Origin of the sequence: Streptacidiphilus sp. BW17 (assembly GCF_041262485.1) — a bacterium.
In the GTDB taxonomy this organism is placed as follows: Bacteria; Actinomycetota; Actinomycetes; order Streptomycetales; family Streptomycetaceae; genus Streptacidiphilus.
Window position 1 is genome coordinate 26,835 of the sequence record NZ_JBGCCR010000026.1, and the last position, 16,842, is coordinate 43,676.

The following is a 16,842-nucleotide window of genomic DNA, read 5'->3' on the forward strand; positions in this document are numbered from 1 at the left end:
GATGCAGCTGAGCCACCGATGCAGCTGAGCCACCGACGCACCGAGCCGCCGATGTACTGAACGCGCACGCCGTGCAGATGGTATTCAACCCTCCTGTGCGGCCTGCGCGTTGGCGGCAATCGCGGGGACGATCCGGGGCCAGAGAGGACGAGGGAGGTCATGGCCCATGCCGGGCAGTGTCAGCAGCGACGCGCCCGGTACGGCCGCGGCCGTCGCGTGCCCACCGCTCACGTCGACCAGAGGGTCCGCCTCGCCGTGCACGACCAGGGTCGGCACGGTCACTTTCCCGAGCGCGGCCGTACGGTCGGGCGAGGCGGTGATGGCGGCCAGTTGGCGACCGAAGCCGTCCCTACGGCTGCTGCGGTCGTGGTTGGCCGCTGTCACGGTGCGCAACTCCTCCTCCGGGCGCGGATAGCCCGGCGAGCCGATGACCCGTGCCGCCGCCATCGAGGCCTCGATCGCCGCCTCCCGGTCCGCCACGGCGGGACGCGTCAGCGCGGCCCTGGCCTCCGGCGTGGACCGGCCGGAGGTGCCGTCCCCGGGGAGCGACATGATCGAGCAGAGGCTCAGCACCCGATCGGGGTGGTCGATGACCAATTGCTGGGCGATCATCCCGCCCATCGAGGCACCGACGACGTGGGCGCGCTCGACGCCGAGCCGGTCCAGCAGTCCCGCGGCGTCGTCCGCCATGTCCGCGATCCGGTAGCGGGCGGAGGAGTGGTCGCCGCCGAGCACGGCGGCCAGGTCCGGCTGGGGGCCCTCGTCCAGGAACGTGGAGAGGCCGGAGTCGCGGTTGTCGTAGCGGACGACGCGGAACCCGTGGTCGGCCAGCTGTCGGCAGAGCCGCTCGTCCCAGGAGGTGAGCTGCGCGCCGAGCCCCGTGACCAGCAGCATCGTCGGCCGATCCGGGGCGCCGAGGGCCTCGTACTCCAGGGTGATGTCGTTGCCGAGTCGCACGCGGGCCATGGGCACTCCAAACGGTCGCGGACCTGCTCGCTCGTCGGCACGGTATCCGGGGAACTGTGCGGCGGAAAGGGGCGAGCGTGTAGGTTCCCAAGCTGGGTTCGAAGACTGGAAGGCGACCCGGTGAGCGAGAACGAACGGTTGGACATGCGGACGAGCGGACCGGGAAACGGTCGGACGAGTGCTCCGAGCTGCGGTCGGACGTCCGGTCGGACGGGTGGTCGCGGCCGTCGTGCGGCGGGAGCGGCCTCGGTCGCGCTGGTGGTCGCGCTGGGCGCGGCGGCGTGCACCAGCAGCGACAACAGCGCGCAGCTCGACTCCTGGGCCAAGAGCGTCTGTGGCGGTATCTCCGCGCCGATCCTGGAGGTCCAGGCCGCGCAGGCGGACACCGGGAGGATCATCCCGGGTGAGTCGCCCAGTGCCCTCCAGACGCGTCTGGTCGACGATCTCGGCAAGCTGGCCGCGGGGAACCAGCAGATAGCCCAGGCGGTGCAGGCCGCCGGAGCGCCGCAGACCAGCGACGGGGCGCAGACCCAGGCCAACGCCGTCAGCGAGCTGAACCAGGCGGCCGGCGGATACACCAAGGTCCAGGCGACGGTGAAGGAGCTGTCGGTCGACGACCAGGCCAAGTTCGCGGCGGCCCTCAAGGGCGTTTCCGACCAGGTGCAGCAGCTTTCGACGCAGTCGACGACGGCGCTGCAGAAGCTGCAGTCGGGTCAGCTCGGCACCGCGCTCGGCAAGCAGCCCGACTGCGCCGCGCCCTCGGGCTCGCCCACGGCGGCGAGCACCAGCGCGACGACCTCAGGCTCCCCGCAGCCCAAGGCCTCCGGCTCGGCGAGCGACAAGGCCTCGTCCAGCGGTTCGTCTTCGCCCAGCGGTTCGTCCTCGGCCGGCGGGTCGGGGTCGTCGAGCGGCAGCGCGTCACCCGACGCGTCGAGCAGCGCGGGCTGAGGCCCTCCTCGGCGGGAACTCGGGGAGAATGGGCGCGTGACGACCAGTTCATCCGCATCCCCCGTCCCGCACAGCGCCTCCGGCAGGGTTCCGCAGGGCGCCTCCGACAGCGCTGCTGACAGCGCTCCGCACGGCTCGTTGCCGACCCTCGACCCCGAGCGGATCGCGCGGCTGCGCGAGGCGTTCCTCGCGGCGGACTACACCGCCGACGGTTGCCTCGAACTCCTCGGCGCGGCCGCCTACGCGGCGTTGGCACGCAGCGAGAGCGTGCCCGCGCTGCGGGCGACCGTGGGGCAGGGCTCGCTGCAGACGCTGGTCCGGCTGTTCCTGCTGCAGCGCAGCGTGCCCTACCCGGCCGCTGCGGCGGCGCTGCCGGTCGACGAGGCGCTGGCCGACGGCTGGCTGGTCCGGACCCCTTCGAGCGAGGTCCGGGCGACGGTCGACGTCCGCCCGTACGCCAACGACATCGCCGGAGCGGTCGACGAACCGTCCGACGCGTCAGGTTCCGCGTCGGGCGGCGGTGCTTCCGCGGCCTCCGCTCCGGCGGCGGACGCGTGGATCGTCTCCGACCTCGGCTGCGCGGTCGGCGGGGCCGGGGGGATCGGCTCGGGGGCAGCCACCGACCAGGGCGTGCCGCGCAGCGAGCTCGTACTCGGGGTCGGTGGGGCCTCGACGACGCTGGGCAACATCACCGTCCGCCGACCGGTCCGGCGTGCGCTGGACCTCGGCACCGGGTCGGGGGTCCAGGCGCTGCACGCGGCTCGGCACGCGGGTCACGTGGTGGCGACGGACGTCAACCCGAGGGCGCTTCACTTCACCCGTCTGACCGCCGAGTTGTCGGGGTTCGGCGACCGTGTCGAGGTCCGGAAGGGCAGTCTCTTCGCGCCGCTCGGCGAGGACGAGCGGTTCGACCTGGTCGTCTCCAACCCGCCGTTCGTCATCTCTCCCGGTGGCCGGTTCACCTACCGCGACGGCGGCATGGCCGGGGACGACCTCTGCCGCAGCCTCGTCGCCCGGGCGGGGGAGTACCTCGAACCGGGCGGCTACTGCCAGCTGCTGGCGAACTGGCAGCACGTGCGCGGCGAGGACTGGCGGGACCGGGTCGCCGGCTGGCTGGCCGGAACCGGTTGCGACGCCTGGATCGTGCAGCGTGATGTCCAGGACGCGACCACCTACGCCGAGCTCTGGCTGCGCGACGGCGGTGACCACCGCGGACCGCGCGAGGAGTACGAACGCCGTTACGCCGACTGGCTCGACGCCTTCGAAGCGGCCAAGGTCGAGGGCGTGGGCTTCGGCTGGATCACGCTACGGCGCGCGCCCGGGGGCGCGACTCCCGTGGTCGTCGCCGAGGAGTGGCCGCACGCCGTCGAACAGCCGCTGGGTCCGGCGATCGACGCCTGGTTCGCCCGGCAGGACTTCCTGCGTGCGCACGACGACGCGGGCCTGCTGGCCGCGCGCTTCCGCCTGGCGGACGAGGTCGTGCAGGAGCAGGTGGGTGCGCCCGGCGCGGAGGACCCCGAGCATGTGATCCTGCGTCAGAATCGGGGCATGCGACGGGCAACCAAGGTCGACACGATCGGGGCGGGCTTCGCCGGCGTCTGCGACGGCACGCTGACGGCCGGTGAGATCCTCGACGCGATCGCCCGGTTGATCGAGGAGGATCCGGTCGTGCTGCGGGACCGCGTGCCCGGGCAGATCCGCGTGCTGGTCGAACAGGGCTTCCTGATTCTGGCATGAGATCCGGTGCCGCGGGTGCCGCTGACCGGCTCCCGTTCATCACAGCTTTCCCGGGGCATCCCACTCCGTAGGTCGCTTGTTGTCCGTCTGCTGCAAATCTGGCGCTCGCCGCGCCGATCGCATGATCACGAGATCACCTGATCGGGTGGCTTGTCGGCCAACTGCGAGATGGAACCGGGGAGTGCGGGCGAACATGGGGACTCCACTGGGCCTGTTCACCGGGGCGTGGTTCCTCCTGTTCGGCGGGGCCGTGCTCTGGTGGTGCGCGGCAGAGGTGCGGGCTCGGCGCACCCTGCGCCGCGTCGGGGTCAGCGGCATGGCGCGTGTGGTGGTGGATCCCGACGGGGACGCGGACCACGCCGACACCGCGCCGTTGCTCAGCTTCGCCGTCGAGGGGCACGGCGAGGTCGTCACGCGTCCGCGCGGCTGGACGTCCATCCGCAGGACGCCCGCCTTGGCGGTGGATGCGCTGGTGCCGGTGGCCTACCACCCGGACCGGCCGACGCTGGTGGCTGTCGACGGTGGTCCGGCGCGGGGGCGGAACGACGTCTTCTGGGTCTGTCTCGGGCTCGCCTTCGCCGTCTGCGGTGTGATGCTGCTCGCAGCCTCGGCCTGAGCGGAACGCTCCGCTCCGGCCTGCCGGGAGTCGATCGGGCCATAGTCGGCTACGTGGCCGGATAGGTGACTGGATTCGTGACCGGGGCCCGGCCGGGCCTTTCAGCTGGACCTGAGACCGATCGGGTCCATGCCAGGGTTGGCGGCATGCCTGCCTTTGGCTGCCTTTAGCAGACGGGTGCATGCCCTTGCGTCCGGATGGGCAGAGACACGCCGAAAGGATCGGGTTCTGCGCCGCAGGCCAGGCGGGCAGTCCTATGATCCGGCTTGTCCGGCCTGTCCCTGCCGGTGCCGGTCCAACCGTACGACCCAGGCCCGAACGGCGGGAACCCGAGGATTCGGGTTACCGTTCGAGAGGCAGCGGGCGACTCCCGCCCATGACATGCCGGGATCCGTCCGTTTGACAAGGGGCACCGGGGTGCGGTCACACTCCGCATTCAGGACCGTGTTGCCGCGAGCAACGCGACGACCACCCCCTACTCGACCGGAAGAGAAGAGCGAAGGTGTCCCCGACCAGCGAGACCGCACGCGAAGGACGGCGACTCGTGATCGTCGAGTCGCCGGCCAAGGCGAAGACGATCAAGGGTTATCTGGGCCCTGGGTACGTGGTCGAGGCGAGTGTCGGGCATATCCGTGACCTGCCGGGCACCGCCGCCGAGGTTCCCGAGGGCTACACCGGTGAGGTGCGCCGGCTCGGCATCGACGTGGAGCACGATTTCGAGCCGATCTATGTCGTCAATCCGGACAAGAAGGCTCAGGTCTCCAAGCTCAAGTCGCTGCTGAAGGACGCCGACGAACTCTTCCTCGCCACCGATGAGGACCGCGAGGGCGAGGCCATCGCCTGGCACCTCCAGGAGGTGCTGCGTCCCAAGGTGCCGGTGCACCGGATGGTCTTCCACGAGATCACCAAGGACGCCATCCAGGAGGCCGTCCGCCACCCGCGCGAGCTGAACAAGCGCCTGGTCGACGCCCAGGAGACGCGCCGGATCCTGGACCGCCTCTACGGCTACGAGGTCTCCCCCGTGCTGTGGAAGAAGGTCATGCCGAAGCTCTCGGCGGGCCGCGTCCAGTCCGTGGCGACCCGGCTCGTCGTCGAGCGCGAGCGCGAGCGGATGGCGTTCCGCTCCGCGTCGTACTGGGACCTGACCGCCGTCTTCGCCACCGCCGACGCCGGGCGGGCCGCGGGTGACCCCGGCACCTTCGGTGCCCGGCTCACCGCGGTCGACGGCCGCCGCGTGGCCACCGGCCGCGACTTCGACTCGGTGGGGCAGTTGAAGGGCGGCGCCGGGACCGCCGTCCAGGTGCTGCACCTGGACGAGGAGAGCGTCCGGGCGCTGGCCGCCGCGCTCGCCGACACCGACTTCCGGGTCCGCAGCGTCGAGTCCAAGCCGTACCGCCGCTCGCCGTACGCGCCGTTCCGCACCACCACGATGCAGCAGGAGGCCGGGCGCAAGCTCGGCTTCGGCGCCAAGCGCGCGATGGACGTGGCGCAGCGGCTGTATGAGAACGGCTTCATCACCTACATGCGTACGGACTCGACCACCCTCTCGGAGACCGCGGTCAACGCGGCCCGGGCCCAGGTCGAGCAGCTCTACGGCCGCGAGTACCTGCCGGACGCGCCCCGCGTCTACGCCGGGAAGGTGAAGAACGCGCAGGAGGCGCACGAGGCGATCCGCCCCTCCGGCGACCGCTTCCGCACCCCCGCCGAGACCCGCCTGAGCGGCGACGAGTTCAAGCTCTACGAGCTGATCTGGATGCGCACCGTCGCCTCCCAGATGAAGGACGCGGTCGGCCAGTCCGTCAGCGTCAAGGTCGCCGGCGCCTCGACCGACGGCCGGGACGTCGAGTTCTCCGCGTCCGGCAAGATCATCACCTTCCACGGCTTCCTGAAGGCCTACGTCGAGGGCCGGGACGACCCGGACGCCGAGCTGGACGACCGCGAGCGTCGGCTGCCGCAGGTCGCCGAGGGCGACGGCGTCCGCGCCGAGGAGATCACCCCGGACGGCCACGCGACCAAGCCTCCGGCGCGCTACACCGAGGCCTCGCTGGTCAAGGAGCTGGAAGACCGCGAGATCGGCCGCCCGTCGACCTACGCCGCGATCATCGACACGATCATCGCCCGCAAGTACGTCTTCAAGAAGGGCACCGCGCTGGTGCCGTCCTTCCTGGCGCTGGCCGTGGTCCGGCTGCTTGAGGAGCACTTCGGACGGTTGGTCGACTACGACTTCACCGCCAGGATGGAGGACGACCTCGACGCGATCGCGCGCGGCGAGGCCCAGTCGGTGCCGTGGCTGCGTCGCTTCTACTTCGGCGAGGGCGATCTTCCCAGCTCGCCCGCCGCGGACGCCGGCAACGGCGACGGTGACCACCTCGGCGGGCTCAAGGAGCTGGTGACCGACCTCGGCGCGATCGACGCCCGTGAGATCAGCTCGTTCCCGCTCGCGGACTCCGACGTGGTCCTCCGCGTCGGCCGCTACGGCCCCTACGTGGAGCGCGGCGAGCAGCGTGCCGACGTGCCGGACGAGCTGGCCCCCGACGAGCTGACCGTCGAGCTGGCCGAGGAGCTGCTCGCCAAGCCGAGCGGCGAGCGTGAGCTGGGCAAGGACCCGGACTCCGGCAACATGATCGTTGCCAAGGCGGGACGCTACGGCCCGTACTTCACCGAGGTGCTGCCCGAGGGCACGCCCAAGACCGGCAAGAACGCGGTCAAGCCGCGCACCGGCTCGCTGCTGAAGTCCTGGGACCTGGACACGGTCACGCTGGAGGACGCACTCAAGGTCTTCGGCCTGCCCCGCGTCGTCGGCGCCGACGCCGAGGGCGTCGAGATCACTGTGCAGAACGGCCGGTACGGGCCGTACCTGAAGAAGGGCACGGACTCGCGCTCCCTGGAGACCGAGGACCAGATGTTCACGGTCACCCTGGAGGAGGCCCTGGCCGTCTACGCCCAGCCGAAGGCGCGCGGTCGCGCGGCCGCGAAGCCGCCGCTCAAGGAGCTCGGCGTCGACCCGGTCAGCGAGCGTCCGGTCGTGGTCAAGGACGGGCGCTTCGGCCCGTACGTGACGGACGGCGAGACCAACGCGACGCTGCGGCGGGACGACTCCGTCGAGGAGATCACGCCGGAGCGTGGCTTCGAGCTGCTCGCCGAGAAGCGGGCCAAGGGACCGGTCAAGAAGACGGCGGCCAAGAAGGCCCCGGCCAAGAAGACCGCGGCGAAGAAGACGGCGGCCAAGAAGGCTCCGGCCAAGAAGACGGCCGCGAAGAAGTCGACGGCGGAGTAGTGGGCTGAGAGCCCCGTCGAACCTGCCCTCGGCCGGTTCGACGGGGCTCTTGGTCGTCGCTCCGCCTACCGGTTGGTCACAACCCTGTCATGACCGACGCGAACGGGGCATCTGCTGTCCGAGCCTCCGGTTAGGCTGGCCGTATGAGCCCCGAGTCGCAGGCGCCCACGAACGAGGCCCCGGAAAGCCCCGGCATCCCTTCTACCGGCGTCACCGTGACGTCGCGCGCCCGCGCGCTGTTGCGGGTGCGTGCATACAACCGTGCCTGGCGCGCGCATGCCGTCGGCGTGCTGGGCGATCGCCTGGCGCTGCTGACCCTGCTGGCGCTGACGGTGGTCGCCGTGGTCGGCGCCCAGGCGCTGGGCGGCGGCTACGCCGGGGTGATGTTCGCGGTCGCCGCGGTCTTCGGCGCCCGGATCGTGGGCACCCTGGTGTTCGGCGCCGTACTGTTGGCGCCCCTCGCGCAGTTGACGCAGCGTCTGGACCGACGGTGGCTGCTCGTCGTCGCGGAGGCGCTGCGCGGGGCCTTGCTGGCCTGCTCCGTGTTCTGGGTGGTCTGGACCGGGGCCAAGGCGTGGGTCTGGCTGCTCGTCACCGTCTTCGTGACTGCCGCGTTGGAGCGGCTGATCGTGGTCACCCGCGAGTCCTTCGTCGAGCAGCTGCTGCCCGCGCCCACCCCCGGCCATCCGCCGGTGGACCAGCGGCCGGTGCTGCTCCACATCGACCTGTGGACCGGGTACGCCACGGTTCCGCTCGCCTCCGTGCTGCTGATCGTGCTGACCCTGGTGAACCAGGGCCTCGGCCAGGCCGTCGACTGGCTCGGCACGCACGGCCTGGCGCTGGCCGCGTTCGGTGCGGCGGCGCTCTTCCTCACCGCAGGAACGCTTCAGTACCTGCAGGAGCTGCCCGAGGCGGCGACCGGCCGGCGACGCTTCGAGCCGCACTCGCCGCTGACCAACCTGCGTGCCCCGGCGGATGTCACGCCCGGGCTGGTCGCCCGCGGTCGTACCGGGGCCTCCCTCATCTTCAGCCTGGCGGCCACGTCCACGGCGGCGGCGATCGCAGCCGCCGCGTCCACTGCCGTCCAGCACGCGGTGGACCTGCAGGCCGGGACTATCGGCTACGCCCTGCTGGTGCTCACCCTGACCGCCGGGCTGCTGCTCGGACTGCGCGTCAGCGGTGGCGTCCTGCCGACGCTCAGCCGTCGGCGGCTGCTGCCGCTGGCCATGGGCACGTCCGGGCTGGCGCTGCTGCTCGGCGGGCTGGTCCGCGACTACGTGCTGGCCCTGGTGCTGTTCACGCTGGCCGGTGTCGCGGGCGGCGTCGCCTTCCGTACGTCCCGGGTGCTGCTGACGCTGGAGACCGAGGAGGCCCGACGCCCCCGTGTCGACGAGCACCTGCACGCGATGCTGCGGGTCGCGGTGGCGCTCGGGCTCGTCGTCACGCCGCTGCTCGGCGCGGTGTACGGGCCGGAGCAGTTCGGCGGCACCACGCTGACCTTCGACCACGGCGGCGCGGGGCTCGCGACCGCCACCGCCGGGCTGCTCCTCCTGCTGCTCGCGGTCGTCGTGCTGCTGCGCACGGACGACCGCAAGGGTGTCGCGCCGCTGCCCCGCGACATCTGGGACGCCCTGCGTGGCGGCGTCGAGCCGCCCGCGCACCGGGCGGGCACGGGCTTCTTCATCGCGCTGGAGGGCGGCGACGGCGCGGGCAAGTCCACCCAGTCCCAGGCGCTGGCGGAGTGGATCCGCAGCAAGGGCCACGAGGTGGTGCTGACCCGCGAGCCGGGTGGCAGCGCCGTCGGCCAGCGGCTCCGGGCCATGCTGCTGGACGTCGCCAACACGGGGATATCGCACCGGGCCGAGGCGCTGATCTTCGCTGCCGACCGGGCCGAGCACGTCGACTCGGTGATCCTTCCCGCGCTGGAGCGCGGCGCCGTGGTGATCACCGACCGGTACGCCGACTCGTCCGTCGCCTACCAGGGCGCGGGCCGCGACCTCGACGGTGCGGACGTCGCCCGGCTCAACCGCTGGGCCACCGGCGGCCTGGTCCCGGATCTGACGGTGCTGCTCGACGTCGCGCCGTCGGCCGCGCGTGAGCGGTTCACCGAGGCCCCGGACCGGATGGAGTCCGAGCCGGAGGTCTTCCACCAGCGGGTGCGCTCCGCGTTCCTGGAGTTGGCCGCCGCAGATCCGGCCCGCTACCTGGTCGTCGACGCCGGCCAGCCGCCGCAGGCGGTCACCACCGCGATCCGCCACCGGCTCGACCGCGAGCTGCCCCTTTCCGAGCAGGAGAAGGCCGCGCTCGCGGAGCAGGAGCGGCTGGCTCGTGAGGCCGAAGCCCGCCGTCTCGCCGAGGAGGCACGCCGCAAGGCCGAGGAGGAGCGCGCCGAGCGCGAGCGCCAGGCTCAGCTGGAGCGACTCCGACTGGAGGCCGAGGAGGCGGAGAAGGCCCGCCAGGCCGAGGAGGACCGCAAGGCCGCCGAGGTCGCCCGGCTTGCCGCGGAGGCCGCCCGCGCCGCCGCTGCGGCGGAGGCCGCGCGCCGTGCCGCCGAGGAGGAGGAACGTCGCCGCGCCGAGGAGCAGGCCCGTCGCGAGGCGGCTGCTGAGGCGGAGCGGTTGGCGGAGCTCGAGCGTCAGCGCGAGGCGAAGAAGGCGGAGGAGCGCCGCCGCGTGGAGGAGGCGCTGCTGCGCTCCGAGGCGTCCCGTCGTGCCGCCGAGGAGGCCGCGCAGGCCGCGAAGGCTGCTCGTGCCGCCGAGGCCGTGCAGGCCGAGCACGCCGAGGAGGGCGGGTCCGAAGACGCTGCCGGGTCCGGTGACAAGGCCGAGGCGGGGGCTGCGGCACCCGGTCACATAGCCGATGCAGCAGGCGATTCGGACGAGTCGAACGAGTCGGATGAGGAGAGGACGGCGGTTCTGCCGGCCGTTGCCGCCGAGAGGCCGGCGGATCTCGACGCGACGGCGGTGATGCCGGCCGTGGAGATCGTCGATGAGGCTCCGTCGGCCGAGCCCGAGCCCGAGCGGACGTCCGTGCTGGGCCGCGCTCGCAGCAAGGCGCGCTCGGCACGCGCGAAGACGAAGGACCAGGCCGAGGAACCGGCCGAGGCACCGGCCAAGGACGCACCCTCGTCCACGCCCGCTGCCGCCGACGAGACGATGGTGCTTCCGGCGTTCCCGGCCGAGGCGCCGACGGCGGGCATGCCCGAGAAGAACGCGAAGGGCTCCAAGGACGCCGAAGCATCGGTTCCTGCCTCCGCGGCCGACGAGACTGCGGTCATCCCGGTCGTCGGGGACGCGCGGTCGACGGAGCGGTCCGCCCAGTCCGCCCAGGCGGCGCCGACCGTGCAGACGCCGTTGCCGCGTGCCTGGCGCGAGGCCACGCCGCGCAGCTCGGAGAGCGTCCAGGACAAGGTCCCGGACTGGCTCTTCCGGCCGGAGCCCGGTGACGCCGGTCCTGATGACGCGACGAGGGAGATCCCGGCGCTCTCCACTCCGTCCGCCGCACGTCCGAAGGGTGACACGGCGTCGGAGGACGGCGAGGCCACGACGGGCGCCGGTCGCTACGACTGGGCGGAGGAGACCCCGCTCGACGATCTGCCGACGCTCACCGACCAGCTTCTCGGCACCCGCGAGGAGTGGGCCCAGTGGCATGAAGAGCACCCGGGCGAGGAGCGCGGTTCGGGGAGCGACCAGGGTCGCTGAGACGTGCGGCCCGCAGCCGCCGGTCGCCGGGATTGTCAGTGGGGGCGACTAGGCTGCGGGCAGGATGAGGGTGAGGGGGACGTCCCGCGATGCTGTGGGGTGTTCCGCAGAGACGGACGAAGAGACGTAGAGACGACGACGTGCAGGACGGCGTGACGTGAGCGTGTGGGACGACCTGGTCGGCCAGGACCAGGTGGTGGACCAGTTGGTCGCCGCCGCACGCGCCGCTCGCGCCGTGGTGGCGGGGGAGACCCCGGTCACGGGGGCGACGGGCATGACGCATGCCTGGCTGTTCACCGGTCCGCCGGGATCCGGCCGGTCCACGGCCGCGCGTGCTTTTGCGGCGTCGCTGCAGTGCACCGCACCGGATGCCGACCTCGGCGGGGTGCCGGGCTGTGGGTTCTGCGACGGTTGCCACACCGCGCTGATCGGCAGCCACGCCGATGTCCAGACGGTACGCACCGACGGGCTCAGCATCGGCGTCAAGGAGACGCGCGAGCTGGTCCGCAACGCCTCCATGTCACCGGCGGGCCGGCGCTGGCAGGTCATCATCCTGGAGGATGCGGACCGGCTGACCGAGGGCGCCGCCAACGTGCTGCTCAAGGCGATCGAGGAGCCTGCACCGCGCACGGTGTGGCTCCTGTGCGCGCCGAGCGTCGAGGACGCGCTGCCGACGATCCGCTCGCGCTGTCGGCTGCTCGTCCTGCGGACGCCGTCGGTGGGTGCGGTGGCGGACGTGCTGATGCGGCGGGACGGGATCGATGTCCAGGTGGCGCAGTTCGCGGCGCGGGCGGCGCACGGCCATATCGGGCGCGCCCGTCGGCTGGCGCAGGACGAGGCGGCACGGGCCCGTCGGGCGGAGGTGCTGCGGCTGCCGCTGGTGGTCGGGGATCTCGGGGCCTGCCTCGCGGGAGCACAGGCCCTGGTGGACGTGGCAGCGGCGGAGGCCAAGCAGGTCGCCGAGGAGGTCGACGTCCAGGAGACCGAGGAGCTCCGCGCCGCCCTGGGCGCGGCGGCGGGTGTGGGCGGACGGATGCCGCGCGGCACGGCCGGAGCGATGAAGGAGCTGGAGGACCGTCAGAAGCGGCGTGCCACCCGCATCCAGCGCGACAGTCTCGACCTCGCGCTGGTGGACATCGCGGGCTTCTACCGCGACGTCCTCGCGGTCCAGTTCGGCGCGGGCGCGGACCTGGCCAACGAGGACCTGCGGACGGGTGTGGAGCGCCTGGCCCAGCAGTCCACGCCGGAGGCGACGCTCCGACGCATCGAGGCCGTCCTGTCATGCCGCGACGCGATCGAACGCAATGTCGCCCCGTTGCTGGCGGTCGAGGCGATGACCGTCGCCCTGCGCGCGGGCTGAACCGGCGAGGACCTCGCCCGGTCCCGTCACGGCACGGCCCACCACGGCCCTGGACGGCAGGGCGTCATCGAACGGGTCGTCACCTCGCTCGTTCGGGTGGCAGTTCCGCCGTAAGTGATCACTGCTGTCAGGTGGGGGAATCCGGCCAGGATGACCTTGTGGTGGAGCGCAGCGCTGATCGCTGCCGGGGCGACGGTCGGCGTCTGGCTCGCGGGGAGTGCGCTCGGAGTGTGGCGGGAGGAGCGCGCCGGCCGGGTGTACGAGTTGACGCCGCGCTACCGAGGGGCCGTGGTGCGGGCGGTGCTCGCCGCGGTTGTGCTGTGCTCGGCGTTGGTCGGCGGGGTCGCGCAGGCGCTGGTCGGGCTGCCCGACTCCGCCGTGCCCGTCGCCGCAGTCAGTCCGGCGTCCACCGCGCGGGCCGACTCGCATCCGGCGTCGGACCGCGCTCCGGAGGCTCCACAGGCTTCACAGGCTTCGGGGACTCCCGGGGCGTCGAAGGCCCCGGGGACGTCCGGTGGGGCGACGACGGCGCTGACCCAGATCGGGCAGCCGTCGGGCGGACGGCTCTTCCAAGGCACGTTGAGCGGGCTGCCGGGACAGGTCCGGATCTGGTTGCCCGCCCAGTACCAGGCCCACGGGTCCGCCGGGCCCGGGTCCGGGCTGCAGGCGGTGGTGGTGCGCGCACCGGAGGGCGAGCTCGGTGAGGTGTGGCAGGGCCTGGCCGGCGCGGTCGCGGGTGGGCACGCCAACGCGTTCGTGGCGGTGGCCCCCGCCGACCCCTGCACGCTGGCTTCGGACGACTCCGCGCTGCGCCGGGCGGTCGCCGCGCAGTACCGGATCGCCACCAAGCCGCGTTCCTGGGCGGAGCTGGGCGTCGATGCGGGCTCCTCCTGCGCGGTCACGGCTGAGCTCGCCCATCCCGACGTCTACGCGGGAGCTGCCGTCCTCGGCGGCGGACCGTTCGCCCGGCCGTCGGGCGCCCTGCCCTCGGGCATCCGACTGCTGATGGCACAGGCGCACCGGGACACCGCCGCCCAGGCTGATGCGAACCGTCTGCGCGCCGGGCTCCAGGGCGGTCCGGACCTTTCCGTCCGCCTCTCCGACACGGTTCGGGACCTGACTCCGGAGCTGGAGCGATTCCGGCTGGTGCGATTGGCGGCAAACTATCTGACAGAGATGTTCACCACGCGCCAATGACCGCACGCGTCACACTCGCCATATCGGCCCCACCCGACATATCCGCCGCACCAGCAGTCCCGCCCCTCCACCAGCCACTCGCCTCGTCCACACGTCACCTGTCACCTGTCACTCTCCACTCGCCAGTTTGGGAAGAGCATGAAGAGAACGCGCGCCCCCAGGGCCGTCGCAGCCATGACCGTCATCGGACTCGCGATGCTGGGCGTGGCCGGCTGCAGTTCCTCCGGCTCGGCGTCGCCGTCCTCGACCGGGGCCACCGGCGGAGGGACGGCGGTCAGCGCTCCCTCCGGCGACACCGCGTCGAACAGCGTCACGCCGCTCGCGCCACTGCCCACGGCGGTCCCGGCGGACCTGCAGCGCTACTACAGCCAGAAGCTGAGCTGGACGTCGTGCGACGCCGGCTTCCAGTGCACCACCTTCAAGGTCCCGCTCGACTACGCCGACCCGTCGGCCGGGGACATCACGCTCTCGGCGGCGCGCCAGCAGGCGACCGGGCAGGGCGTCCCTCGGCAGGGCTCGCTGCTGGTCAACCCCGGCGGTCCGGGCGGCTCGGCGGTGGACTACGCCGAGTACGCGGCCGAGACCTTCCCGCCGGTGGTCCGCGCGGCGTACGACATCGTCGGGCTGGACCCGCGCGGCGTCGCCCGCAGCTCCCCTGTCACGTGTCTGAGCAACAGTCAGATGGATGCCTACACCGAGGTCGACACCACGCCGACGACGCAGGCGGGTGTCGACAAGCTGGTGGCGGCGGACAAGTCCTTCGCACAGGGCTGCCAGCAGCGCTCCGGCAAGCTGCTGGCGCATGTGAGCACGGTCGACTCGGCCCGCGACATGGATGTCTTCCGGGCCCTGCTCGGCGACGCCAAGCTGCACTACCTCGGCAAGTCGTACGGCACCTTCCTGGGTGCCACCTACGCCGGTCTCTTCCCGTCCAAGGTCGGGACGATGGTGCTGGACGGGGCGATGAACCCGTCGCTCGACGCGTTCCAGCTCAACAGTCAGCAGGCCGGCGGCTTCGAGGTGGCCTTCAACGCCTTCGCCGCGGACTGCGTCAAGCGGCCGGGCTGTGCGCTCGGCAACGGCACGGTGCAGCAGGCGGGCCAGAAGCTGACGGCCTTCTTCAACGCGGCCGAGGCCAAGCCACTGCCGACCGGTCAGAGCCGGACGTTGGGCTCGGCGCTGGCGATGACCGGTGTGATCTCCGCGATGTACGACCAGACGCAGTGGCCCGACCTGCGGCTGGCGCTCTCCGACGCCATCGGCAACAACGACGGCAAGGAGCTGCTCGCGCTCTCCGACCAGTACTACGAGCGCGGTCCCGACGGAAGCTACAGCAATCTGATGTACGCCAACTCCGCGGTCAACTGCCTCGACCTGCCGGCCGCCGCGACCAGTCCGGCACAGGTCCAGCAGCAGCTGGCCACCTACACCAAGGATTCCCCGCTGTTCGGTGCCAGCCTGGCCTGGGGCGGCCTCAGCTGCGCCTACTGGCCGGTCCCGGCGAGTGGCTCGCCGCACACCGTCGCGGCCCAGGGCGCCCCGCCGATCCTGGTCGTCGGCACAACCCGCGACCCGGCCACCCCGTACGCCTGGGCCCAGGGCCTCGCCGCCCAGCTGAGCACGGGCTCGCTGCTCACCTACGACGGCGACGGCCACACCGCCTACGCGCGCGGCAGCAGCTGCATCGACGAGGCGGTGAACAACTACCTCCTGCGCGGCACGGTCCCGGCCAAGGGCACCGTCTGCCACTGAGGCGGCTGAGCGCGATCTCCTGGCGTGACGGGGGTTGGTCCCGAGAGTTGTCAGGACCAACCCCCGTCAACGATCCTGTCCCGAGGTGCCTCGTGCGGGGCACCGGTTCTGTCCTGGCCACCGAGGCCGGAAGACCGGAAGAAGGCGAGGGTCGCCGACCATGTTCGGAGTCATCCACTACTCGACGTACGTCGCCGGCGCTCTGCTGATCGTCCTGTTGCCGGGGCCGAATTCGCTGTACGTGCTGTCCGTCGCCGCCCGCAGCGGCATAGCCACCGGCTACCGGGCGGCAGCGGGCGTCTTCCTCGGCGACACCACGCTGATCACGCTCACCTCGCTCGGCGCGGCCTCGCTGCTGCGGACCAACGGACTGATCTTCGACGCGGTCAAGCTGATCGGCGCGGTCTACCTGCTCGTCATCGGCTGGGGCATGCTCCGCGCCGCCCGCGACCTGTGGCGGGACCGCAACGCCCCGGCGGCCGGGGAGACCGACGCGGCGACGGCTGAGGCGATGACGGCCGTGGAGGAGGACCCGGCGGCCGAACAGCGCTCCCCCTTCCGGCGCGCGCTGGTGATCAGCCTGCTCAACCCGAAGGCGATCCTCTTCCTGCTCTCCTTCTTCGTGCAGTTCGTCGACCCGTCCTACGCGCGCCCGGCGCTCTCCTTCGCCATCCTCGGCGGCACGATCCAGATCTTCAGCGTCCTCTACCTCACCACCCTGATCCTCGCGGGTCACCGGCTCGCCGCGATCTTCCGCTCCCGCCGCCGGCTCTCCGCCGGCCTCACCACGGGCGTGGCCGCCCTCTTCATCGGCTTCGCCGCGAAGCTGGCCACCGCCTCGGCGGGCTGATCGGGTGGTTGATCATGCTGTGATCAAAACCTGTGCGGGAGCACCCCTCGGGGCTGTGTAGACTAATCCCCGTTCGCCGCCTTAGCTCAGTTGGCCAGAGCAACGCACTCGTAATGCGTAGGTCTCGGGTTCGAATCCCGAAGGCGGCTCCGGATAAGCCCCAAGTCAGGCCACTGACCTGGGGCTTTGTCATTTTCAAGATCACGAGGCGCGGGCTCCTGGGCGTGTATATGTCATAGGGAGACCATGGGGAGGCCGCGCGACCAGACGGCCGTTCGAAGGGTGTCCGGCGGTGTGCTGAAAAGGGGTGGGTGCGGCGATCCTGTGCGGGGGCAGCTCGCCTCCGAGCTGGTGCTGACAGAGGTCCGGTGGCGCAGCCGGCACACTGCACTTCGTGACTCTGAGCAATCTCGGGCGGGCTGCTTCCCTCGACGTGCA

Annotated in this window: 10 protein-coding genes and 1 tRNA gene; 10 read left to right on the forward strand and 1 reads right to left on the reverse strand. The window is 72.0% G+C overall.

All coding sequences use genetic code 11. The features are described 5' to 3' along the window. Positions 1–84: 84 nt before the first annotated feature. Complete coding sequence (locus ABH940_RS26665) at positions 85–966, reverse strand: alpha/beta fold hydrolase (RefSeq protein WP_370067187.1); 882 nt, start codon at positions 964–966, stop codon at positions 85–87. A 120-nt stretch (positions 967–1,086) separates the two neighbouring features. Between ABH940_RS26665 and ABH940_RS26670 the strand changes: the two genes are divergently transcribed. The 10 genes from ABH940_RS26670 (at position 1,087) to ABH940_RS26715 (ending at position 16,553) form a co-directional block, all read left to right on the forward strand. Continuing rightward, positions 1,087–1,914: a hypothetical protein gene (locus ABH940_RS26670; RefSeq protein WP_370067189.1), complete on the forward strand. Its 828-nt coding sequence runs from the start codon at positions 1,087–1,089 to the stop codon at positions 1,912–1,914. Between the two features lie 138 nt (positions 1,915–2,052). Then, complete coding sequence (locus tag ABH940_RS26675; protein WP_370106416.1) at positions 2,053–3,651, forward strand: methyltransferase; 1,599 nt, start codon at positions 2,053–2,055, stop codon at positions 3,649–3,651. Between the two features lie 193 nt (positions 3,652–3,844). Beyond that, complete coding sequence (locus ABH940_RS26680; protein WP_370067191.1) at positions 3,845–4,267, forward strand: DUF3592 domain-containing protein; 423 nt, start codon at positions 3,845–3,847, stop codon at positions 4,265–4,267. A gap of 502 nt (positions 4,268–4,769) precedes the next feature. Beyond that, entirely contained in the window at positions 4,770–7,544 is a 2,775-nt protein-coding gene (gene topA / locus ABH940_RS26685) for a type I DNA topoisomerase (RefSeq protein ID WP_370067193.1), read from the forward strand. 143 nt (positions 7,545–7,687) lie between these two features. After that, a complete protein-coding gene (gene tmk, locus ABH940_RS26690; protein WP_370106345.1) occupies positions 7,688–11,245 on the forward strand; it encodes a dTMP kinase in 3,558 nt (1,185 codons plus the stop codon). Positions 11,246–11,402: 157 nt separating this feature from the next. Beyond that, the gene (locus ABH940_RS26695) at positions 11,403–12,605 is read left to right on the forward strand and encodes a DNA polymerase III subunit delta' (protein ID WP_370106346.1); all 1,203 of its coding nucleotides are present in this window, start codon (positions 11,403–11,405) and stop codon (positions 12,603–12,605) included. Between the two features lie 150 nt (positions 12,606–12,755). Beyond that, on the forward strand, positions 12,756–13,802 hold the full coding sequence (locus tag ABH940_RS26700; RefSeq protein WP_370106347.1) for a hypothetical protein: 1,047 nt from the start codon (positions 12,756–12,758) through the stop codon (positions 13,800–13,802). A gap of 174 nt (positions 13,803–13,976) precedes the next feature. Further along, on the forward strand, positions 13,977–15,554 hold the full coding sequence (locus ABH940_RS26705; protein WP_370106348.1) for an alpha/beta hydrolase: 1,578 nt from the start codon (positions 13,977–13,979) through the stop codon (positions 15,552–15,554). Between the two features lie 160 nt (positions 15,555–15,714). Beyond that, entirely contained in the window at positions 15,715–16,404 is a 690-nt protein-coding gene (gene leuE / locus ABH940_RS26710; RefSeq protein ID WP_370067204.1) for a leucine efflux protein LeuE, read from the forward strand. Positions 16,405–16,479: 75 nt separating this feature from the next. Further along, positions 16,480–16,553 (forward strand) — tRNA-Thr (locus ABH940_RS26715). Positions 16,554–16,842 lie beyond the last annotated feature (289 nt).

Coding starts and splice junctions, on each gene's coding strand:
- ABH940_RS26680 (WP_370067191.1), top strand. CDS start 3,845: ATGGGGACTCCACTGGGCCTGTTCACCGGGGCGTGGTTCCTCCTGTTC.
- leuE (WP_370067204.1), top strand. CDS start 15,715: ATGTTCGGAGTCATCCACTACTCGACGTACGTCGCCGGCGCTCTGCTG.
- ABH940_RS26700 (WP_370106347.1), top strand. CDS start 12,756: ATGACCTTGTGGTGGAGCGCAGCGCTGATCGCTGCCGGGGCGACGGTC.
- ABH940_RS26705 (WP_370106348.1), top strand. CDS start 13,977: ATGACCGTCATCGGACTCGCGATGCTGGGCGTGGCCGGCTGCAGTTCC.
- ABH940_RS26665 (WP_370067187.1), bottom strand. CDS start 966: ATGGCCCGCGTGCGACTCGGCAACGACATCACCCTGGAGTACGAGGCC.
- tmk (WP_370106345.1), top strand. CDS start 7,688: ATGAGCCCCGAGTCGCAGGCGCCCACGAACGAGGCCCCGGAAAGCCCC.